We start from the raw sequence: 20,301 nt of genomic DNA, 5'->3' as shown, positions 1-20,301 counted from the left end.
ATGTACCTCGGCGCCGACGCGGGCGGTTCGAACACCAGGGCTGTGCTGGTCGACGCGAACGGCGAGGTGCTCGGCACCGGCAAGGCGGCCGGCGCCAACCCCGTCGTGCACGGGATCGAGCACGCCGGCCAGCAGCTGGCGGCGGCGTTCCGCCAGGCGCTCGGGGACCATTCTCCCTCCGGTGTCGCCGCCGCGGTGATCGGGCTGGCCGGCGGGCCCACCGCGGGCCGGCCGCTGGTCAACGAGGTCAAGCGGGTGGCGACCGAGATCGGCCTGAAAGTGGCCCCGCGGGTGCTCAGCGACGCCGAGGTGGCCTTCGCCGCCGGCAGCCCGGTGCCCGACGGCGTGCTGGTGATGTCCGGCACCGGCGCGGCCGCCGCCGAGCTGCGGGACTGGCGGATCAAGCGGCACATCGACGGCAACGGCTGGCTGGTCGGCGACGAGGGCTCCGGGTTCTGGATCGGCCGGCAGGCGGTGCGGGCCGTGCTGCGCATGCTCGACGGCCGCGGCCGCCCGACCAAGCTCGTCGACCTGGTCACCTACGCCCTGGCCACCGAACCGGACACGTCGGCCATCGAAGCCGCCGTCTACCGCGAGCCGCCGGTGCGGCTGGCCACCCTCGCGCCGCTGGTCACCGGCCTGTACGCGGACGACTCGGTGGCGGCGGAGATCGTCACCGAGGCCGCCGAGCTGCTGCTGGCCTCGGTGGACGCCCTCGACCCGGTCGGCGCCGGCTACCACGACGTCGTGCTCGGTGGCGGGCTGCTGCTGGCCGACGGCCCGCTGCGGGCCCTGGTCGCCGGCGGCATGGCCGACCGCTTCGGCCTCACCGCCCGCTTCGCCGAGGACGGCGCCGTCGGCGCGGCCAAGCTGGCCCGCATCCTCTGACTCAGCCGATTGTCGCCAACAGCGCACGGATCGCACCGGCCTCGCGTTCGTAGACGGCGGGGCGTCCGGACGTCCGCACGAGGTCCAGCGCCTCGGTGAGCAGCAGGCGGGCGCGGTCCGGCTGGCCGGCCTCGTGGAGCGCACGGGCCAGGGAATGCCGGCTGTGCACCTCGCCCCAGCGGTCGCCCAGGCCCCGCCACAGCTGGAGGGCGTCGTCGAGATGCTTGATCGCCTCGTCCAGCCGGCCGGCTCGCCGGCAGGCCCCGCCGATCTGGGCCATGCCGTGCGCGAGCATGTGCTCGGACCCGGTCTGCCGGGCCAGGGCCACGCATCGCAGCCCGTGCTCGATCGCCTCGTCGTGCCGGCCCTGCCTGGACAGCACGGCGCTGAGCGCTTCGGAGACGGCGGCCTCGACGAACAGGCTGTCCTGCCGGCGGGCGATCGCCAGGGCGTCCTGCAACAGCGGCAGCGCGTCCAGCCGCAGGCCCATCATCAGGTAGGCCACGGCCAGGTTGGCCGCGATGGCCTCCTGGTTGCCCTCGCCCAGTTCGGCCAGCTCGGTCAGCAGACCGGCCGCTTTCTGGTGGCAGGCCACGGCTTGGTCGCCGTGCCCGAGGAAGTGGTGCACGACCCCGGCGTCGTTGTGCAGGCGGGCCACGCTGAGCCGGTCGCCGGCCCGCTCGGCCGCGGCCAGCCCGATTTCGGCTATGCGAAGCCATTCCGGCCAGCGGCTGGTGCAGTGGCACAGGCTGCCCAGCGCGCTGGCGAGTTTGGCCGCGTACGCGTCGAGGCCGCGGTCCACGGCCAGCCGCAGCACGTCGGCCAGGGCCGCCAGCTCACGATTGGTCCAGGCCTGCGCGTCCTCGTAGCCGTTGGGGGCGAACGGCGGGTGCTCCGGCGGCTCCAGCTCGATCGGGCCGAGTTCCGGGGTCAGCACCTCGCGGGCGGCGGCGGCCGAGGCCAGGCACCAGCGCGCCAGCCGCCGGACGGCCTGGTCGATGGCCACCCCGGCCTCGTCCCGCTCCGCGCACTCGGCGGCGTAGATCCGCAGCAGGTCGTGGAACCGGTGGCGATCGCGGGCGACCGGCTCCAGCAGGTGCGACTGGGCCAGCCCGGCCAGCAGCCGCCGGGCGTCCGGCACCGGGACGTCGAGCAGGACGGCCGCCTCGGTCACGCCGAACTCCACCGACGGGTGCAGACCGAGCAGCCGGAACGCCCGGGCCTCCTCGGGTTTGAGCGACTGGTACGACCAGGAGAACACGGTCCGGAGCACCGAGGACTCATCATCCAAAATGGACAGTGCGTCCAGTCGGTCCCGCTCCGCCCGCAACTCCTCCACGAGATGCGCGATGCCGCGCTGGCCGATGACCCGCTCGGCGGCGATCCGCAGCGCCAGCGGCAGATGGCCGCAGAACTCGGCCAGGGCCCGCGCGTCCTCGACGTCGACCGCCACCCGCGCGGACCCGAGAACGCGGCGCAGCAGCGCCAGGGACTCCGCCGGCTGGAGCACGTCGAGGCTGAGCCGGGTCGCGCCGTCCCGGGCCACCAGCCCGGCCAGCCGGTTGCGGCTGGTCACCAGGGCGAGGCAGCCCGGCGAGGCCGGCAGCAGCGGGCGGACCTGCTCGGCGCTGACGGCGTTGTCCAGCACCACAAGGAGTCGACGGCCGGCCAGCAGCGAGCGGTACAGCGCCGACTGCGCGGCCAACCCGGTGTGCTGGGTGTCGGCCTGCGCGCCGAGGCCGCGCAGCAGATGGCCCAGCGCGTCCTCCGGCGTGACCGGCGAGAAGTGCGGGTCGAAACCGCGGAGGTCGACGAACAATTGGCCGTCCGGGAAATCGCCGGAGACCCGGTGCGCGAGGTGGATGGCCAGCGCGGTCTTGCCGACGCCGGCCGCGCCGTCGATGGCCGAGATCACCACCGATCCGCCGTGCGCCGCGCCGGACGCCTCCGCGCACAGCTCGCCCAGCCGTGCCAGTTCGGCCTCGCGACCGGTGAATTCCGCGACGCCGTGCGGCAGCTGCGCGGGCGTCACGCGGGGGAGTGGGAAAGCCGTCGGCTCGGCGTCCTCGCCGGCCCGCACGCGCTCGTGCATCTGACGCAGCGCCGGGCCCGGTTCCACGCCCAGTTCCTCGACCAGACGTTCCCGAATCCGTTGGTACGCCTCGATTGCCTCGGCTGGCCGCCCGGTGCGCAGCAGGGCCAGCATCAGCAGCTCGTGCAGCCGTTCCCGCAACGGGTGCTGGGCGGTGAGCGTGGCCAGCGCGGCGACCGCGCCGCCGGTGGCCCCGGTCTCCAGCAGTGCCGCGCACCGCAGCTCCGCGAGATCCAGCTCCAGCAGTTCCAGGCGGGACCGCTCGGCCTCGGCGAACGGCCCGGCCGCCCCACCGAGCGGCGGCCCGCCCCACTCCCGCAGCGCGCGGTCGCAGTGGATCAGCGCGCCGTCGAAGTCGTTGGCCGTCCAACAGCGCCGGGCCTCGGCGGCCGCGGTCTGGAACCGGAACGCGTCCACGGAATCCGGTGGCAGCAGCAGGCAATACCCGGCGCGACTGCTGGTCAGCACCCGCGGCTCGTCCTTGCGGCCACGGCCCGGTTCCAGCGCCTTGCGCAGTGTCGAGACGTGCGAGTAGATGCCACCCTCGGCGGTCCGCGGCGGCGTTTCGCCCCACAGGGCGGAGATCAGCTCGTCCAGGGTCACGGTTGTGTTGGCGCGCAAGGCCAGCACCGCGAACACCGAGCGCGGCCCGGACGGGCCCAGGTCGACCGCCGTGGCCCCGTTGAGCACCTGGATCCGGCCCAGCAGCCGGACGGCCGTCCCCGGATTTCCCCCGCCGCCCATGACCACCGTTCCGATCGCCCTCGCCCCGGACCTCCCATCTTCGCCGGTGATGGAGTCGTTGCCTAGCGTGAGTGGCGGTAAGGGCACAGAAGAACGCCCCACTCCTCAGAAAAAGGAGCGGGGCGTTCCCGGATCAGTGCGATCAGTGGTTGCTGACCACGGCCCCGGTCTTCGGGTCCAGGATCAGCTGCTTGTTGTTCGGGCGCTGCCAGAAGTTGAACATGTCGAACAGGCTGCCGGCGCGCTGGTCGAACGAGTGGTCGCCGATCTCGCCGGTCCGCCAGTTCTGCTCGATGAACTTCAGCACCGAGGTCTGGTCGGTCAGCGTGTGGTCCACGTGGTTGGTCTTGGCGTAGGGCGAGACCACCAGCAACGGCAGGCGCGGGCCGTAGCCGCAGCGGTCGGCGTAGCCGCCGGCGACCAGGCTGTGGCCGCACAGCGCCGCCTGGTCCAGAGCGGCGTCCTTGGAGCCGTTCACCGTCGGCGGCTTGACGTGGTCGTACCAGCCGTCGGAGTCGTCGTAGGCCAGGATGACCGCGGTGGAGGACCACTCCTTGGACTTCTGGAGCTGGTTGATCTCCTTGACGATGAACGCCTGCTCGTCCAGCGGGTCGGAGTAGCCGGCGTGGCCGTCCTGGTACTCGCCGGCCTTCAGGAAGCTCACCGACGGCAGGTTGTTGGCCGCCACGGCCTTGTCGAAGTCCGACGTGTCGTACTGGTGGTTGGCCTGGTCGGTGTGACCGATGGCGCTCACCGACGACGGCGGCAGGTGCTTCGGGTTGGCCGTGGACTGGTAGTACTGGAACGGCTCGTGGTGCGGGCTGTAGTCCAGCGCCGCGTTGCCGCCGACGTTGGCGTGCTTGGCGCCGCAGACGGCCTTGCCGTTGTTCTGGCTGGTCGGCGCGAAGCCGCCCTGGAACCAGCCCCAGGTGACGTGCTTCTGGTTGAGCAGGTCACCGATGTTCTGGCCGTGCATCGCGGCCAGGTTGTTCGACGCCGTCCCGTTGGTGTTGGAGCAGTCGTCGTAGAACGGGTCGGGGTCGTTGGTGATGGTCCCGATGCCGTTCTTGTCCGGCGACTGCACCGCGTAGGCGTCCGTGGTGGGCTTGCCGGTCTTCGGGTCCATCGCCTGACCGCCGTGGGTCTGGCCGGAGATCAGGTTGAGCGCGCCCGGGGTGGACGGGCCGTACACCGTGTCGAAGGAGTTGTCGCTCAGCGCGTAGTGCTGGGCGTAGTTCCACATCGCGGTGACGGTGTTGCCGTCGTAGTAGTCCATCACCAGGCCGGGCTCGCCGAACAGAACCGGCTGGCCGGTGCACTTGTCCGTCTCGGTGTTCTCGACGAACTTGTCCATCTTGCCGCCGTTGACGGCCTTCTGCTCCGGACCGTAGCTGTGGTTCTGGTCGCAGGTCAGGGCCTGCGACGGCGAGAGCCGCTTGGGGTCGTAGGCGTTCGGGTTGTCGGTCAGCAGCTGCTTGGACAGCCCGTTGACCTTGGGCGTGCCCGGCGCCGCCTTGAACGGGGTGCCGTCCGCGTTGGTGGCGTTCGGGTACGTGCCGAAGTAGTGGTCGAACGAGATGTTCTCGCCGAAGATCACCACCACGTGCTGGATCGGCGTGGTCGGGTGGACCAACTGGTACGAATCGGCGGCGTTGGCCACCTGGTTGGTGTCACCGCCGCCGCAGGCGGCCAGCAACAAGCCCGTCGCGGCCACGGCGGCCGTGGCCAGGACACGGCGTCTTGCACGCATGCCTTCTCCTCCTGAGTGACTCATGCGAGCAACGACCGGCCGAAGTGGTCGTTGCTGTCCCGAACACCGGGAAGCGCGAAGAAATAACCGCCGCCGACCGGCCGGATGTAGTCGACGAGGGGCTCGTCGGCCAGCCGGGTCTGCACGGCCTCGAACTGCCGGGCGATGTCCTGCTGGTAACCGCAGAACAACAGCCCCATGTCCAGGTCCCCGACCGAGTCGGTGCCCTTGTCGTAGTTGTAGCCGCGGCGCAGGAACTGGCTGTCCGCGGTGTCGGTGGTGCGCGGGTTGGCCTTGCGGATGTGGCTGGTCAGCGGGATCGCGCCGCCGGTCGGGTCGGCCGGGTAGTTCGGCACGTCGGTCTCGGTGTTGCCGTCCAGCGGCGCGCCGGAGTCCCGGCGGCGGCCGAACATGTTCTCCTGCTCGCTGACCGAGACCCGGTCCCAGAACTCGACCAGCATCCGGATCTGGCGCAGCACCTGGTAGCTGCCGCCCTCGGTCCAGGCCGGCTCGCCGTTGCCCTTGCCGACCCACACGAGCTTGTCGAAGTCGGCCGGCACCGGCTTGACGATGCCGTCCTTGAAGCCCATCAGGTTGCGCTGCGTGCCCGAGGGCCGCGGCGGGCTCTGGAAGCCGTCCACCCGCCAGCGCAGCTGCATCCCGCCGCGGGTGTGCCGGGCGATGTCCCGCAGCGCGTGCAGCACGGTGTCGGTCTCGGTGGCGCACAGCTGCAGGCTCAGGTCCCCGTGGCACAGGCTGTCGTCCAGGCTGTCGTTGGGGAATTCCTTCATCGCCGTCAGCTTGGCCGGCTTGCGTTCCTTGATGCCGTACCGGTCGTCGAACAGCGACGCGCCGAGGCCGACCGTGACGGTCAGGTCGTCGCCCGGCATGTCCGGTCCGAGCACCCCGGAATCGGCCGGCGGGGCCGTGATCCCCAGCGGCGGCAGCGCGCCGCCGGCGGTCAGCAGCCGGGCCCGGTCGGTCAGCGTCTGGAGCAGATCGGTGAGCTCGCCCTTGTCCGCCGCGATCACGTCGAACGAGGCGAAGACGGCCTGCTTCTGCTGCGGGGTGTCGATGCCGGCCTGGTGAACCCCGTGGAACGCAACGGAGTTCGAGGTGGCGGCGTCGGCGGACACCGACAGCCCGGTCACCGCCGCCGCGCCGGCGCCGACGATCGCGCCGCGCAGGAAGGAACGGCGGCCGAGGCCGGTCATGAATCTCTCCGAACTTCGAGGATGGCGGCGACCGGGGCGAGCTTCTCCAGCAGTTCGCCGACGGCGCCGTTGAGCTGTTCCCGGGTGGCCTGGTCCAGCTGGCCGACCGGGGTGTTCTGGTGCGCGGTCAGCAGCGCGCGGGTCCGGTCCGCCCACTTCCGCACCTGGGGCAGGTCGGGGTAGCGGGGCTGGAGCACCGGGTCCAGGATGGCTAGCACCTTGGCCGTGCCGTCGAGGTTGGCCAGCGCGGTGTTCAGGCTGGTGCCGCTGCCCTGGTCGTTCTCCCCGGTCAGCTCGAACTGGAGGGCGTTCTCCATGATCTCGTGGGCCCGCAGCCCGAGATCGTTCGGATCCACCTGTTCGTTGGGCAGGTCGTCGGCCAGGCCGCGCACGGAGTCGGCCAGCTGGTCGGCGATCGGCTTCAGGTCACCGGCGGCGGCGTTGTGCCACAAGCCCTTCTCGAGCGGGTGGAAGCCGGCGTCGGAGCCGTCGATCTTGTCGGCGAAGTCGCCGAAGGCGTCGTAGGCCGCGCCAAGGGAGTTGTAGGCCAGGTGCGCCGGCAGCCAGTCGGCGCGGGCGGCGTCGAGATTGCCGGCGTCCACGTCGCCGCGCAGCTTGTCGGTCTTGGCGGCCAGGTCGGCGACGCCGCTGGCGACGGCGGCCTCGTACTGCTTCACCAGCGGCAGCATGTCGTTCTTAGTCACGGCCACCGCGGCCGGACCGCTCTTCGAGTCACCCGTCAGCGTGACACTCGGACCAGTGATCGCGTCGGTGTCCTCGATCAGGCAGCGGAAGGCGTACTGGCCGGCGCCCAGCTGGACGTCCATCGGCGCGCTGGTGTTCGGGCCCAGGCCCTCCAGCTCCCCGTACACCTTGTTGCTGCCGAGCTCGACCAGGTCGACCTCGGCCGCCGCGTCCCCGGTGTTGCGCAGCGTGAACGTCTGCCGGCCGGTCTTCGCGTCGGTCCACCCCTGGCCGCACTGGCTTCGGGACACGGTGATCTGGGGCGGGCCGCTGGCCGCGTCGGCGGAGCCTTCCCAGGGCCGCCACACCGCCACCGTCACGACCGCCGCCACCCCGACCAAGGCGATCGCCGCCGGCAGCGGACGGGGAGTGCGCACGGGGTCGCTCCTGGTGATCGACGATTTCTATCGTGGGGAATCCTAAGGGGGCTGTCACGGGAGTCGAACGGTGTTGGCCCGCTCGTCACGCATTGTTTGTCCTAGTCGGACAGAATGGGCATCGTGGCCACGGATGGACGCACAACTCATCGACTGTCAGTAATGGGATCGGTACTCGATTGGGTGGTGCGGCCGGTGATCGCCGCGCCGGTGCCCGACGCGGATCTCGGTGTGGCCGCCACGGGTTCGCCCTGGGGAGACGACGGCCGGTGGGTGCTCACCAACGGCCCGGACGTCACCCCGTTGAAGCGCCGGCTCTATCTGAACCGGCCGTTGCCGGTCGACCAGCCGCCGCCCGAAGTCGTAGAAGGCCCGAAATTCCGTCGCATTCACACCGGAATGGACGGTTTGGTCGATTGGAGCGAATTCTGCTTCACGCCGACCTACCGCACCGCCGTCGCCGGCACGGCCTTCGAGATAGACCAGGCCGAATGGCGGACCTTGAAGGTGGCCAGCACCGGCCCGGTGTTGCTGCACGTCAACGGTGAACTGCTGCTGCACGCGGACACCGTCACCTACATGGAGCCGGCCGAGCACGAGGTGCGGGTCTGGCTGCCGTCCGGGATCTCCCAGGTCGTGGTGACGTCCTGGCAGGTCGGCTTCCGCGAGTGCCGCCAGGTCGTGCGGCTGCGGGTCGGCGGCCTGCCGGTGCGGGTGGTGATTCCCAGCCCCGGTGCGGACGAACGGGTGGCCGCCGAGGCGGAGCGGATCCTGTCCGCGGTCGGCACGCCGACCTGGGGCACGGTCGACGGCGCGGTGGAGCTGACCGGTCCCGCTGATGCCCGGCTCCGCGTCGGCCGCGAGGTCGTGACGTTGACCGATGGCCGGGCGACCGCGCGGCTGGTCGATCTGGGCGATCTGGGCGAGGACGCCGAAGGGGCCGTGGGGTCGGCGTCGATGCTGGCCAGCGGCGAGGTGGTGCTGCGGGTGTCGGTGGACGACGACCGCTCGCCGGTGTTCCGGGAGTTCCCGATCGCGGTGCTGCCGCCGCGCTACCGGCCGGAACCCGTTGGCTCGCCGGAACAATGGCGGGCCGAACTGCTCGCGCACGTGCAGACGACCACGCCGAGCGTGGCGACCGCCCTCGCCGCCGGCCGGGTGCGTGCCGAGGCCCTGGAGCGGTCGCTGTGGATGATCGCCAGCCGGGCCGACTGCGCCGACTTCGAGGCGGTCGGGCTGATCACCCTGCTGCACCGCGTCGGGGCCGAGCACTGGGATCCAGGGCTGCGGGACGAGGTGCGGGCCGCGCTGCTGGGCTTCAAGTACTGGATCGACCAGCCCGGCCTGGACGCCATGTGCTACTTCACCGAGAACCACCAGCTGGTGTGGCACACCGCCGAGCTGCTGGCCGGCTCGCTGTTCCCCGGTGAGGTGTTCGGCAACACCGGCTGGACCGGCTCGGACCACGCCGCGCACGGCCACGAGCTGGCGGCGGAGTGGATCCGGCGCCGGCTGGCCGGCGGCTTCAGCGAGTTCAACTCCAACGCCTACCTCGCCATCGACGCGCTGGCCCTGGTGTCCATTGTGGAGTTCGCCGGGGAGCCGTCGCTGGTGGCCGACGCCCGCGTGCTACTGGACCGGATCCTGACCGGGTTGCACGTCACGTCGTGGCGGGGCGTCAACGGGGCCGCGCACGGCCGGTCGTACGTGAACACCGTGCGGTCGTCACGGTTCGAGGAGACCGCCCCGATCCTGTGGTTGTGCTACGGCATGGGCGCGTTGAACAACGCCGTGCTGCCGGCGACGGCACTGGCCACCGCGGTGAAGTACCAGCTCCCGGCGGCGCCCGAGGCGCGGGAGCTGGTGCGGATCAGCTCGGCGGGCGAGTACCGCTTCGAGCACGACCTGCTCTCGCGGCCTTACCACTCGGACATCGTGGTGTACAAGACGTCCGACGTGATGTTGTCCACAGTGGAGGATTACCGAGCCGGCCTGCCCGGGCTCCAGGAGCACGTCTGGGGCGCCACGCTGGGGTCGGAGACGCAGGTCTACGTCACCCACGCGCCGAACTCGTCGACCAGCTCCTCGGCCCGGCCCAACGCCTGGGCCGGCAACCGGATCCTGCCCCGGGCCCGGCAGTTCCGGGACGTGGTGCTGGCCCTGTACCGGATCCCGCCGGACGACCCGATGGGCTACACCCACGCCTGGTTCCCACTGTCCACACTGGACTCCTGGGAACAGCGCGGGGTGTGGACGATCGGCCGTCGCGGCGCCGGCATCGTGGCGCTGGCCTGCGAGGGCGGCGCGCGGATCGTCACCACCGGTCCGGACGCCTACCAGGAGCTGCGGCCCAACGGTCCCGGCACGGCCTGGGTGTGCGTGGTCGGCGATCCCGCCCCGGCGGAGCCGGTGTTCTGGTCTGATGGTGTGACGTACAAAGGACTGTCGCTGGACTGGGAGGGGCCGTGACCGGACTCGACCCGAGCTCGGCCGAGCACGCCGAACCGCTGCGGCCGCCGGTGGATCCTTCGGTTTTGACCGTTGACGTTCTCGCCGACACCGGCCGGCGGATCGGCCGGCGCGCGGCGGAGATGGGGCTGCGCCGCTGGTTCTGGGGCGAGGGCGTGGTGCTGCTCGGCCTGCTGCGGCTGGCCTCGGCCGCCGGGGATCCGTTGCCGCCCTTCGTGGTCGATTATGTGGACAATCACCTCCGGCAGGGCATAGCGCCTGATCACGTCAATTCGATCATTCCCGGCGCGGCCTGCGCGTGGCTGTACAAGGAGACCGGCGAGCGCCGCTACGCCGACGCCTGCGAGCAGCTGCTGTCGTGGCTGGCCGAGCGGACCGGGCCGGGAGCGCTGGAGCACTGGCCCGGCGGTGTCTGGGCCGACACCGCGTTCATGGCCGGCGTGTTCCTCGTCCAGTGCGGACAGGCCTTGGGACGGCCGGAGCTCATCGCCGAGGCGGCAAGGCAGTGGCTCGCGCACGCCGACGTGCTGCGCGATCCGGCCACCGGTCTGTTCGCCCACGGCTCGCACCGCGGCGAGACGGTCTGGTGCTTCTGGGGCCGGGCCAACGCCTGGATCGCCTTGTCCGGTGTCGAAATCCTCGAAGCCGATCCGAGCCACGGTCACATCCGTGAACTTCTTTCCGCCCAACTGGCCGCGCTGGCCGGAAACCAACCGGCCCACGGCGTGTGGGACGTGCTGGTCGACGGGCACCCGGAAACCCGGGGAATCATCGAGACCTCCGCCACAGCCGGCATCGCCGCCGCGCTGTTCCGGGCCGCCGCGCTGGGCGTTTCACCTGCGGTGACCGGGGAATCGGCCTGGCGAGCCATGGGCGGGCTGCACCCGTACGTGGCCGCCGACGGCGCCGTGACCAGGACCAGCGCCGGCACCGTGTTACAACTCGTGCCGTTCGGGTATTCCGTCATTCGTGACGACCGCATCCAGCCTTGGGGGCAGGGCCTCGGGCTGCATGCCTACGCGGCCGCCCTGGTCACCCGCTCGTGTCAGTGAGTCCGTTCGCTACGGTGAACCCACGCGCGGCGCGTGGCGTGGTCCCGAACGGGAAGCCTGGGCGTCAGCTGTCGAGATGCTGAAGGTCACCTGTCCGGCCCAGTCCCCGGGGGCGGAGGTGAATCCCCTGGTCGGAAGGGTTGCTGGCGCGTCATGGGAGCACAGGTCGAACCATCATCAGGATTTCGACAGGCAATGGGGCCGCCATCCTTAAGCCACTCTCAGGTCGAGGTTGCAAGCTAGTCACCGATCACGAGTGGGACGAGGGAGGACACGCCCGATGAGCGTTCAGATGCTCCCCGCCGCGCCGGCGGCCAAGGCCACGGCGAAGGCGGGCAAGGGACACCTCAACCAGGTCGACCTGGTCCGAGTGCTGACCTTCGCCAGCGTGATCGCGGTGCACGTCATCACGTACACCAACGACGGCGCCGACGTGACCGCCTACGGGGCGCTCACCCTGCTGCACTTCACCCGGTCCGTGTTCTTCTTCCTCACCGGGTTCGTGCTGGTCTACACCTACCGCAAGCGCCCGCTGGCCACCGGCAACTTCTGGCGGCGGCGGATGTCGCTGGTCGGCATTCCGTACCTGATCTGGACCGCCTTCTACTTCGGCGTCCTGCAACAGGTCGGCATGAGCTCCATGCCGCTGGGCGACTTCCTCGACAACCTCTGGGGCTGCATCTACAAGGGACTGGGCTGGTACCACCTGTACTTCCTGCTGGTGTCGCTCCAGTTCTACATCCTGTTCCCGTTCGTGCTGTCGGTGCTCAAGAAGACCGTCCGGCACCACAAGAAAATCCTCGTCGGCTCGCTGGTGCTGCAGGTCGGGCTCTCCCTGGCCGAGACCTACCTGCCCGCGCCGTCCGACCCCGACTCGCTGCTCGGGCAGCTGTGGTCCAACGACGGCACGCTGGTGATCACCTACCAGTTCTTCCTGCTGGCCGGCTGCATCGCCGCCTTCCACTACGAGGCGTTCCAGGCCTGGATCACCGCGCACAGCCGGCTCATCTGGTGGGGCCTGGCCGGCTCCGCCGCGCTCGCCCTGACCTGGTACGGAGTCAACCTCGCCTACGGCCACACCCCCGGCGACGCCACCGGCGTGCTCCAGCCGGAGATGCTGCCCTGGTACGGCTTCGTCGTGCTGGCCCTCTACCTCGTCGGCTCCCGCTGGGCCGCCCGCCAGCAGGCCGGCTCCCGCTCCCAGCGGATCATCGCCGCCGCCTCCCAGCGCTCCTTCGGCGTGTTCCTGGTGCACCCGGCCATGCTGTGGGTGTTCCTCAACGAGTTCGGCGAGTGGTTCCCCAACCACATCCCCCAGGGCTTGCCGCTGACCGTGTCGGCCTACCTGTTCGCCGTGATCACCTCCCTGGTCGTCGTGGAGATCGTGATCCGCACCCCGCTGGCCAAGGTCCTCATCGGCCGCGACCGCATCCGCCGCGCCCCCAAGCCCGTCAAGGCCGAAGTGCACCCCGTCGCCGCCTGACCCCCGCGAGTCACGCTTTCCGTCACACCGAATGTCGGTTTCCGGCACATCGACAAGCCGCCCACCCGGGCGGCTTGTCGCCGTTCGGGCGTCGCTGCTCGACGCGACGCGCGGACGTGAGAGTGTGGGCTGATGCGATCCCTGCCGCGGTGCGTATCGGCCGCGCTGCTCGTGACGGCGTTAGCCGGCTGCGCCACCAGCCCGCCGCCGGTTGCCCGCTCGGCTGCCCACGAGAGCAGCACCCCGCCGAGCAGCACCAGCACGACAACGGTGCCGGCATCAACGACGACCACCGCGCCGACGACCACCACGCCGTCGACCACCGTTCCGACAACCACCACGCCGGCCCCTCCCGCTGGTCAGCCGTTGCCGCTGACCGCCGACACCGGCTCGGCAACCCAGGTGATCACCGTCGTCGCGAAGAGCGCCTCCGCCACCACGGCCCAGGTGCGGGAATGGACCAAGGTCGCCGGCGGCTGGCAGCCGGTCAGCGCGAACATCCCGGCCAACCTCGGCTCGGCCGGGCTGACCGCCCACCCCAGCGAGACCCTGTCCGCGACCCCGATCGGCAGCTTCACCCTGACCCAGGCCTTCGGCCGCGACGCCAACCCCGGCACCGCCCTGCCCTACCTGCGCACCACCCCCGACGACTGGTGGATCAGCCAGCCCGGCCCGCTCTACAACACCCACCAGCGCTGCGCCAGCGCCTGCCCGTTCGACACCACCAGCAGCAACCCCAACGAACACCTCTACTACGAGACCCCGTTCTACAACTACGCCGTGGTCATCGACTACAACACCGGCCCACGCATCGCCCAGGGTGCCGGCAGCGCGTTCTTCCTCCACGTCACCACCGGCGCATCGACCCAGGGTTGCGTGGCGATCCCCGTCGACGACCTGCTCCCGCTGATGCGCTGGCTCAATCCCGCCGCTGAGCCACGCATCGTCATCGGCATCGGATAATCGGGCTCATGCCTCCGCCAGGTCCGCGCTCCTGGTCAACGCCTCGTTGGCGTCGATCTCGCCGCGCACCCGGTCCAGACGGGCGCGAGCCCCGGCGAGCGCGTCGGAGCCCAGCAGCAGCCGGAGCGGCGGTGCCTCGGTGTCCACGATCGCGGCGATCGCCGCGGCGGCCCGTGCCGGGTCGCCGGGCTGGCGGCCGGACACGGCCAGCGTGGCGTCACGGCGTTTGCCGGCGGTCTGCTCGTAGTCGTCCAGGCGGGTTGGGGACTGCCGCATCGACGCCCCCGCCCACTGGGTGCGCAGGCCGCCCGGCTCGACGATCGTCACCGCGATGCCCAGCGGCGCGAGTTCCGCGTGCAGCGACTCCGACAAGCCCTCCAGGGCGAACTTCGTCGCGTGGTAGTAGCCGGTCGCGGCGAAGGCGGCCAGGCCGCCGAAGGACGAGACGTTGACGATCCGCCCCGAGCGGCGGGACCGCATGCCGGGCAGCACCGCCTTGAGGACGGTCACCACGCCGTGCACGTTGGTCTCGTACAGCGCGCGGACCGCCGTGTCCTCGCCCTCCTCGATGGCGGCCAGGTAGCCGTATCCGGCGTTGTTCACCAGGACGTCGACACGTCCGAAGGCCTCCTCGCACGCCTGGACGGCCGCGGCCACCGACGCCGGGTCGGTGACGTCCAACTCCAGGGCCAGCGCGCGATCGCCGTGCTTGTCGGCGAAATCGGTCACGGTCATGCGGTCGCGGGCGGTGACCGCGACCCGGTCACCCCGGTTGAGGGCGTGTTCGGCCAAGGCCCGGCCCAGGCCGCTGGAGCATCCGGTGATCAGCCACACCGGCGATTGGGGTGTTTCGTTCGACATGCCTTCATGCCACCAGCGCGCCCCTGGACGTGCCACACCCCCGTGAGGGTGGCTCCCGCAGGGTCAGCTTCGCGTGTGACCAGCGGTAAAGTCGGTCCTGATGGCACGTGACGACAACCAGCTCGGCTCCTTCCTGCGTAGCCGCCGGGAGAAAATCGACGCCGCCTCCGCCGGCGTCCGCGACAGCACGCGACGGCGGGTCACCGGGCTGCGCCGCGAGGAGCTGGCGCTGGTGGCTGGGCTCAGCCCGTCCTACTACACCCGGATCGAGCAGGGCCGCGACCGGCATCCCTCCCGCGAGATCCTCGAAGCCCTGGCTCGCGCGCTACAGCTGGACGACACCGAGCGGGCCTACCTGTGGTCCCTCGCGACGCCGCCGCTGGCCCCGGCCGACCCCCACGCCGTCCCCGGCCACACCGTGCGGCCGGGGGTGCTGGCCCTGCTGGAGCGCTGGGCCGACCTGCCCGCGTTCGTCGTCGGCCCCACCCGTGACGTGCTGGCCGGCACCGCGCTCGCCGCACGGGTCAACCCGGCGTGGAGCCCCGGGCACAACCTGATCGAGTTCACCTTCCTCGACCCCCGCGCGCCCGAGGTCTACCCCGACTGGGACGACATCAGCCAGCAAGCCGTCGCCGGTCTGCGCGCCACGTCAGGCGTGCGCGGCGCGGAACTCGACCCGTTCATCGCCGGCATGCGCGAGCGCAGCGAGACGTTCCGGGCACTGTGGGACTCCCACGACGTGTACGACCGCGTGACGGGCGACAAACGACTGCGCGTCGACGGCATCGGCGTCCTGCGCCTGAGCTTCGAGACCTTCGCGTGCGCCGGGCCCGAGGGCCACGTGCTGTACGTGTACTTCCCCCACCCCGGCAGCGGGGACGACGAAACACTGCGCAGCCTCGCCTGACCACGACCGGAAACCGACATTCGGTGTGACGGACAGTGCTGAATTTCCTGGGTGAACTCGCCGGGGTTTTCAACTGTGAACTGTTGGGGGTACCGGCGAGTAGCGATCACTGCCTACGGTCTTGACCATGCGTGGGGTGATCCTGGCGACGGCGCTGGCGATGACGGCGATGGCGGCTCCGGCGGTGGCGACACCGCAGGCGGCGGCGGAGGTGTCGGGGACACCGGCGCAGTCGGTGCAGGGGTTCGGGGCCTCGGGCGCGTGGTGGGTGAACGACCTGGCGCATTTCGCCCCGGCGGTGCAGCAGCGGGTGGGTGATCTGCTGTTCGGTCCGGATGGGCTGGACCTGAGCGTCTACCGCTACAACGTGGGCGGCGGGGGAGTGGGCGTGACGAATCCGCCGCGAGCCCCGCAGACGGCGCTGGTCAGCCCGGGCGTGTACGACTGGACGAAGGATCCGGGCGGCACGACCTTCGTGAAAGCGGCGGCCCAGCACGGAGTGCCGGACCTGCAGGCGTTCGTGAACAGCGCCCCGCCGGTGTGGACGACCAACGGCAAGAGCTGCGGCGGCTCCCTGACCAGCGGCGACGAGGCGGCGTTCGGGCAGTACCTGGCCGACGTGGTGACCCACTTCCAGCAGCAGGGCGTGACGTTCTCCCAGGTCAGTCCGATGAACGAGCCGGACAACAGCTTCGGCGACTGCGGCCAGGAGGGCATGTCGGTCGGCACGGGCCAGCGCGGGGCTATCGTGCAGGCGCTGGGGGCGGCCCTGGCCAGGTCGGGCGCGTCGGCCCAGGTGCTGGCCGACGAGACCAGCTGGGCGTTGCAGGACATCTTCGAGCTGCCGCTCTGGGCCGGGGACGCCAACACCCAGCGGTACCTGGTCGCGCTGGCCCACCACACCTACGACTTCCCGACCAACGCCACTCTCAACACCCTGCGGGCCAGTGCCAAGAACTACGGCAAACCGCTGTGGGCCACGGAGATCTGCTGCTCCAACGGCGGCGGCTACGGCCAGGGCTACGACCCGACCATCGACGGCGGCCTGCGCATGGCCGACCTGATCCACCAGGACCTGACCGAGGCCAACGACGCCCAGTTCGACTGGTGGACGGCGCTGTCCCCGGTGCTGGGTTGCGACCCGGTGGCCACGCCGAGCTGCCCGACCACCAAGAACGGCCAGGGCTGGAACGACGGCCTGATCTACTACGACCCGAACTACGCGACGAACGGCAACCAGAACCTCTATGTCACCAAACGGTTCTGGGCGCTGGCCAACTTCAGCCGGTTCGTGCGGCCCAACGCGCTGCGGTTCCCGATCACCGGCATGCCGGCCAACGTGTGGCCGGTGGCCTTCGAGTCCGGCGGCACGTGGACGGTGGTGGCGATCAACGACAACACGTCGGCCACCTCCTTCCCGCTGCACTTCGGCGCGACCAACGGCCAGCTCACCGCGACCGGGGCGTACCGGACGAGCGCCACCGAGGACCTGGCCCCGGTGGACCTGCCCACCGTCAGCGGCAGCACCGCGACCGCGACGCTGCCGGCCCGCAGCATCACCACGTTCACCTTCGGCCAGCCGACTTCCGCCGTCCCGGGCCGGAACTACGTCGTGCAGGCGGTCAACTCCGGCTCCGCCGCCGACGTCGCCGGAGCGTCCACTTCGGACGGTGCGGCGGTGATCCAGTACCACACCACCGGCGACGCCAACCAGCGCTGGACCGTGCAGGCCAACGGCACGATCACCTCGGTGAACAGCGGAAAGTGCCTCGACGCCTCGGCCACGACCGTCGTGCAGCGGACCTGCGACGGGTCGGCGGCCCAGCAGTGGACCGTGAGCAACGGCACGATCTCCAACCAGGGCAGGGGATTGACTGCGGCGTCCACATCGGACGGTGTGCAGCTGACCGTCGGCGCCGGGCAGCCGTGGACGCTGAACGCTACTGGTTGACGATCGTGTCCTTGTTCATCGACAGCAACGTGCTCGTCGACGCGTCGATGACCAGCTGCAACGACAGCGGCCCGACATTGGCCACGTACAGCGCGCCCTGACGGCCGTCCAGGTCGACGGAATTAGGGTCGAGCAGGCCGACTTCGGGCTGCCGCAACAGCAGTTTCACCGTCACCGCGCGCATCTGCTCGCTCAGCCCCGGCTTGCTGAGCAGGTCGGCGAGCACCTGGCCGTTGTACATCTTGGTCCGCTTGGCCACCTCGCTGATCACGTCGGACAGCGCGGTCTCGGTGGTCGGCAGGTCGGCGACGATCGTGCGCTGGTCGGCCACCAGCACGTCCGGCGACATCTTCGCGAACTCCTCCGGCACACCCGGCCGGTTCAGCGCGATCGGCTCCGGCACGTCGGTGAAGGTCCGGTCGAACGTCGGCGACTTCAGCCGCACGGTGTGGCGCACGTCGTCGATCCACACCTCGTCGCTCCCCGGTCCGTTCGGGCTCAGATGCGGTGTGGTCCAGCGCAAATGGCGGATCGATGGTGGTGCGCTCGCCTCGTGCACGTCGGTCGGCGTGCCGATCGGCGGCCGGATCACGGTCAGCACCAACAGCCCGGCCGCGACGGCCGCGGTCGCCGCCACCGGCAGCCAGCGGCGACGCTTGCGGGGCGGCTCGACCTGCCGCAGCCCGGCCAGCATCCGCTCCTCGAACGGGGTCAGCTCGGGCATGTCGATCCCTCCCCGACCAGCGGCACCAGCTTGCGGCGGGCCCGGGCCAGCCGCATCCGCGCCGCCGAGGCGGTGATGCCGAGCACCTGCGCCGCCTCGCCCGGCGTCAGCTCGTCCAGGCTGACCAGCAGGAACAGCTCCCGCTCGGCCGGCGGCAGGTCGTCGAGCCCGGCCAGCACGGCGGTCGCGGCGGTGGCGGCGTCCACGCGGGCCTCCAGTTCGGCGAAGTCGTCGGGCGCGAGTGTGCGTTGACCGTAGACGCGATGCAAGGCCCGGAACTCCGCGCCCCGCCGACGACCGCGCGAGGCGATCAGGTTGGCGGTGATGCCGAACAGCCAGGACCGGGCCGTGCCGCGGGCCGGGTCGAAGCCGCCAGGCCGCTCCAGCACGGCCAGGAACGTCGCCGCCACCACGTCCGCCGCCTCGTTCGGGTCGCCGAGCCGGCGCGCGGCGTAGCCGAGCAGCGCATGCACGTGTTCCCGGTACAGCGACTCCAGGTCCTCCACGCCGTGGACGACGAACAACTGGCGTCGGACGTTGCGCCCCGGGACACTCGTGCCAATCCCCAGTGACGCCGATTCGCTCGCCCAAGGGATCCGAGTACATGTCGAGAACCGCGAAAGCGCTGGTCGCAGGCTCTGTTGCGCTGCTGGCCGCCGCCTGCGCCCAGGCCCAGTCCGCGACCGCGCCGGTGGCGCAGACCGTGACCTCCGCCACAGCCACCACCACTGTCGTGCCGCCCAAGCCGGCCCCGCCGACGGTCGCCGAAGCGCAGCAGATCCTGCACGACCTCGGCTACCAGGCCCGAGGCGTGAACGGGACCCTCGACGACGAGACCAAGCACGCGATCGTCGCGTTCCAGAAGGTGCAGGGCCTGCTCCGTACCGGCGTCATCGACGACGCCACCGCCACCGCCCTGCGCTCCCCGTCGCCCAAGACGATCAAGCCGCAGCACGCCACCGCCGGCACCCACCTGGAGGTCGACATCGCCCACCAGGTCGACTACACCGTGGTCGACGGGGCCGTGAACCGCATCTACGACGTCTCCACCGGCGACAACACCGGCGACCGCGTCACCCCGCTCGGCGACTTCCACGTCTACTACCAGATCAACTTCTGGGAGTACGCGCCGCTGGGCCGGCTCTACCGGCCCAGCTACATCACCACCACGGGCATCGCCGTGCACGGTGGCGAGGACGTCGCGCCGGTTCCGGCCAGCAACGGCTGCGTCCGCATGACCGACCAGTCCATCGACGACGTCTACCCGCTGCTGCACCCCGGGGCCGAGGTGCTCATCTTCTGAGGCGCTTGTCTAGACGCAACGTTGCGTCTAGCCTGAGTGGACCGTTTCACTAAGGAGTGACCGTGTCCGCTGCATCCGATCGCCTGGCCCTTGTCATCGGCGCCTCCCGGGGTCTGGGTCTCGTCCTCGTCGACGAGCTCGCCCGGCGGGGCTGGCAGGTGATCGCCACGACTCGCCAGCCCGGCGGCCAGCTCCGGGTCGACGCCTCGGTCGAGGTCGAGTCGTTGGAGATGACCAGCCCGGAGCAGGTCGCCGCCCTGCGCTCGCGCCTGGCCGGCCGCCGCCTCGACCTGCTCTTCGTCAACGCCGCCATCGACCGGGGCGACCTGCCCATCGACCAGGTCCCCACCGGCATGTTCACCGAGGTGATGATCACCAACGCGCTCAGCCCGCTGCGCGCCGTCGAGGCCCTGCGTGACCTCGTCGTCCCCGGCGGGACTGTCGCCGTCATGTCCTCCGAGCAGGGCAGCATCTCGCTCAACACCGGCGGTGGCTACGAGCTCTACAAGGCCAGCAAGGCCGCGCTCAACCAGCTCATGCGCAGCTACGCCACTCGGCACGCCCACGACGGGCACACCAAGCTGCTCATCGATCCCGGCCACAACCAGACCGAGCTCGGCGGCCCCGACGCTCCGCTCAATCCGTCGGAGAGCATTCCGGCCGTTGTCGACGTCCTCGAAGCCCAGGCCGGCGCCCCCGGCCTCCAGTTCCTGGACCGTCACGGGAAGTCCGTTCCCTGGTAGGGGATCAGGAGTGCGGCGTCAATCGCCTGACCCCTG

16 protein-coding genes are annotated in these 20,301 nt (G+C 70.9%); 9 read left to right on the top strand and 7 right to left on the bottom strand.

Features of this window, described 5'->3' with window-relative positions:
• Entirely contained in the window at nt 1–888 is an 888-nt protein-coding gene (locus JJ691_RS23345) for an N-acetylglucosamine kinase (protein WP_211770842.1), read from the top strand.
• A 1-nt stretch (nt 889) separates the two neighbouring features.
• Here the strand turns inward: JJ691_RS23345 and JJ691_RS23340 are convergent, their stop codons facing one another.
• From JJ691_RS23340 to JJ691_RS23325, 4 genes are all read right to left on the bottom strand, one after another.
• Complete coding sequence (locus JJ691_RS23340) at nt 890–3,724, bottom strand: AfsR/SARP family transcriptional regulator (protein WP_211770841.1); 2,835 nt, start codon at nt 3,722–3,724, stop codon at nt 890–892.
• Between the two features lie 142 nt (nt 3,725–3,866).
• On the bottom strand, nt 3,867–5,474 hold the full coding sequence (locus JJ691_RS23335) for a phospholipase C (RefSeq protein WP_211770840.1): 1,608 nt from the start codon (nt 5,472–5,474) through the stop codon (nt 3,867–3,869).
• A gap of 20 nt (nt 5,475–5,494) precedes the next feature.
• Nucleotides 5,495–6,688, bottom strand: coding sequence for an iron uptake transporter deferrochelatase/peroxidase subunit (gene efeB, locus JJ691_RS23330; protein WP_211770839.1), 1,194 nt, complete (start codon nt 6,686–6,688; stop codon nt 5,495–5,497).
• A complete protein-coding gene (locus JJ691_RS23325; RefSeq protein WP_211770838.1) occupies nt 6,685–7,809 on the bottom strand; it encodes an EfeM/EfeO family lipoprotein in 1,125 nt (374 codons plus the stop codon). Before JJ691_RS23325 ends, efeB begins: the two co-directional genes overlap by 4 nt.
• 162 nt (nt 7,810–7,971) lie before the next feature.
• Between JJ691_RS23325 and JJ691_RS23320 the strand changes: the two genes are divergently transcribed.
• The 4 genes from JJ691_RS23320 (at nt 7,972) to JJ691_RS23305 (ending at nt 13,776) form a co-directional block, all read left to right on the top strand.
• The gene (locus tag JJ691_RS23320; protein ID WP_211770837.1) at nt 7,972–10,278 is read left to right on the top strand and encodes a hypothetical protein; all 2,307 of its coding nucleotides are present in this window, start codon (nt 7,972–7,974) and stop codon (nt 10,276–10,278) included.
• Nucleotides 10,275–11,330, top strand: a complete 1,056-nt coding sequence (locus tag JJ691_RS23315) for a glycoside hydrolase family 88 protein (RefSeq protein WP_211770836.1) — start codon at nt 10,275–10,277, stop codon at nt 11,328–11,330. The genes JJ691_RS23320 and JJ691_RS23315 overlap by 4 nt, the downstream gene beginning before the upstream one ends.
• Before the next feature lie 280 nt (nt 11,331–11,610).
• Complete coding sequence (locus JJ691_RS23310) at nt 11,611–12,813, top strand: acyltransferase (protein WP_211770835.1); 1,203 nt, start codon at nt 11,611–11,613, stop codon at nt 12,811–12,813.
• Nucleotides 12,814–12,945: 132 nt separating this feature from the next.
• Nucleotides 12,946–13,776 carry a L,D-transpeptidase family protein gene (locus JJ691_RS23305; RefSeq protein ID WP_211770834.1) on the top strand — a complete coding sequence of 277 codons (831 nt, stop codon included), beginning with the start codon at nt 12,946–12,948 and terminating at the stop codon, nt 13,774–13,776.
• Between the two features lie 6 nt (nt 13,777–13,782).
• On the opposite strand, the gene JJ691_RS23300 is transcribed toward JJ691_RS23305, so the two are convergent.
• The gene (locus JJ691_RS23300) at nt 13,783–14,637 is read right to left on the bottom strand and encodes an oxidoreductase (protein WP_211770833.1); all 855 of its coding nucleotides are present in this window, start codon (nt 14,635–14,637) and stop codon (nt 13,783–13,785) included.
• 100 nt (nt 14,638–14,737) lie between these two features.
• Between JJ691_RS23300 and JJ691_RS23295 the strand changes: the two genes are divergently transcribed.
• Both JJ691_RS23295 and JJ691_RS23290 read left to right on the top strand, forming a co-directional pair.
• Complete coding sequence (locus JJ691_RS23295) at nt 14,738–15,544, top strand: helix-turn-helix domain-containing protein (RefSeq protein ID WP_211770832.1); 807 nt, start codon at nt 14,738–14,740, stop codon at nt 15,542–15,544.
• A gap of 127 nt (nt 15,545–15,671) precedes the next feature.
• The gene (locus tag JJ691_RS23290) at nt 15,672–17,495 is read left to right on the top strand and encodes a glycoside hydrolase (RefSeq protein ID WP_211770831.1); all 1,824 of its coding nucleotides are present in this window, start codon (nt 15,672–15,674) and stop codon (nt 17,493–17,495) included.
• Here JJ691_RS23290 and JJ691_RS23285 read toward each other — a convergent pair.
• A complete protein-coding gene (locus JJ691_RS23285; protein WP_211770830.1) occupies nt 17,485–18,219 on the bottom strand; it encodes a hypothetical protein in 735 nt (244 codons plus the stop codon). The genes JJ691_RS23290 and JJ691_RS23285 overlap by 11 nt on opposite strands.
• The gene (locus tag JJ691_RS23280; RefSeq protein ID WP_211770829.1) at nt 18,207–18,743 is read right to left on the bottom strand and encodes an RNA polymerase sigma factor; all 537 of its coding nucleotides are present in this window, start codon (nt 18,741–18,743) and stop codon (nt 18,207–18,209) included. The genes JJ691_RS23285 and JJ691_RS23280 overlap by 13 nt, the downstream gene beginning before the upstream one ends.
• Nucleotides 18,744–18,823: 80 nt before the next feature.
• On the opposite strand from JJ691_RS23280, the gene JJ691_RS23275 reads away from it, so the two are divergent.
• Nucleotides 18,824–19,522: a L,D-transpeptidase family protein gene (locus tag JJ691_RS23275; protein ID WP_211770828.1), complete on the top strand. Its 699-nt coding sequence runs from the start codon at nt 18,824–18,826 to the stop codon at nt 19,520–19,522.
• A 62-nt stretch (nt 19,523–19,584) separates the two neighbouring features.
• Nucleotides 19,585–20,265, top strand: a complete 681-nt coding sequence (locus JJ691_RS23270; RefSeq protein WP_211770827.1) for an SDR family NAD(P)-dependent oxidoreductase — start codon at nt 19,585–19,587, stop codon at nt 20,263–20,265.
• Nucleotides 20,266–20,301: the final 36 nt, after the last annotated feature.

Origin of the sequence: Kutzneria sp. CA-103260, assembly GCF_018263855.1 — a bacterium.
In the GTDB taxonomy this organism is placed as follows: Bacteria; Actinomycetota; Actinomycetes; order Mycobacteriales; family Pseudonocardiaceae; genus Kutzneria.
The sequence above is the reverse complement of the archived record's forward strand: the minus strand, read 5'-3'. Positions and strand labels throughout refer to the sequence as shown.

Bases quoted from the DNA above. Each gene is read 5' to 3' on its own strand.
- JJ691_RS23345 (WP_211770842.1), top strand. From the start codon at position 1: ATGTACCTCGGCGCCGACGCGGGCGGTTCGAACACCAGGGCTGTGCTG.
- JJ691_RS23340 (WP_211770841.1), bottom strand. From the start codon at position 3,724: ATGGGCGGCGGGGGAAATCCGGGGACGGCCGTCCGGCTGCTGGGCCGG.
- JJ691_RS23335 (WP_211770840.1), bottom strand. From the start codon at position 5,474: ATGCGTGCAAGACGCCGTGTCCTGGCCACGGCCGCCGTGGCCGCGACG.
- efeB (WP_211770839.1), bottom strand. From the start codon at position 6,688: ATGACCGGCCTCGGCCGCCGTTCCTTCCTGCGCGGCGCGATCGTCGGC.
- JJ691_RS23320 (WP_211770837.1), top strand. From the start codon at position 7,972: ATGGGATCGGTACTCGATTGGGTGGTGCGGCCGGTGATCGCCGCGCCG.
- JJ691_RS23310 (WP_211770835.1), top strand. From the start codon at position 11,611: ATGAGCGTTCAGATGCTCCCCGCCGCGCCGGCGGCCAAGGCCACGGCG.
- JJ691_RS23305 (WP_211770834.1), top strand. From the start codon at position 12,946: ATGCGATCCCTGCCGCGGTGCGTATCGGCCGCGCTGCTCGTGACGGCG.
- JJ691_RS23300 (WP_211770833.1), bottom strand. From the start codon at position 14,637: ATGTCGAACGAAACACCCCAATCGCCGGTGTGGCTGATCACCGGATGC.
- JJ691_RS23295 (WP_211770832.1), top strand. From the start codon at position 14,738: ATGGCACGTGACGACAACCAGCTCGGCTCCTTCCTGCGTAGCCGCCGG.
- JJ691_RS23290 (WP_211770831.1), top strand. From the start codon at position 15,672: ATGCGTGGGGTGATCCTGGCGACGGCGCTGGCGATGACGGCGATGGCG.
- JJ691_RS23285 (WP_211770830.1), bottom strand. From the start codon at position 18,219: ATGCCCGAGCTGACCCCGTTCGAGGAGCGGATGCTGGCCGGGCTGCGG.
- JJ691_RS23275 (WP_211770828.1), top strand. From the start codon at position 18,824: ATGTCGAGAACCGCGAAAGCGCTGGTCGCAGGCTCTGTTGCGCTGCTG.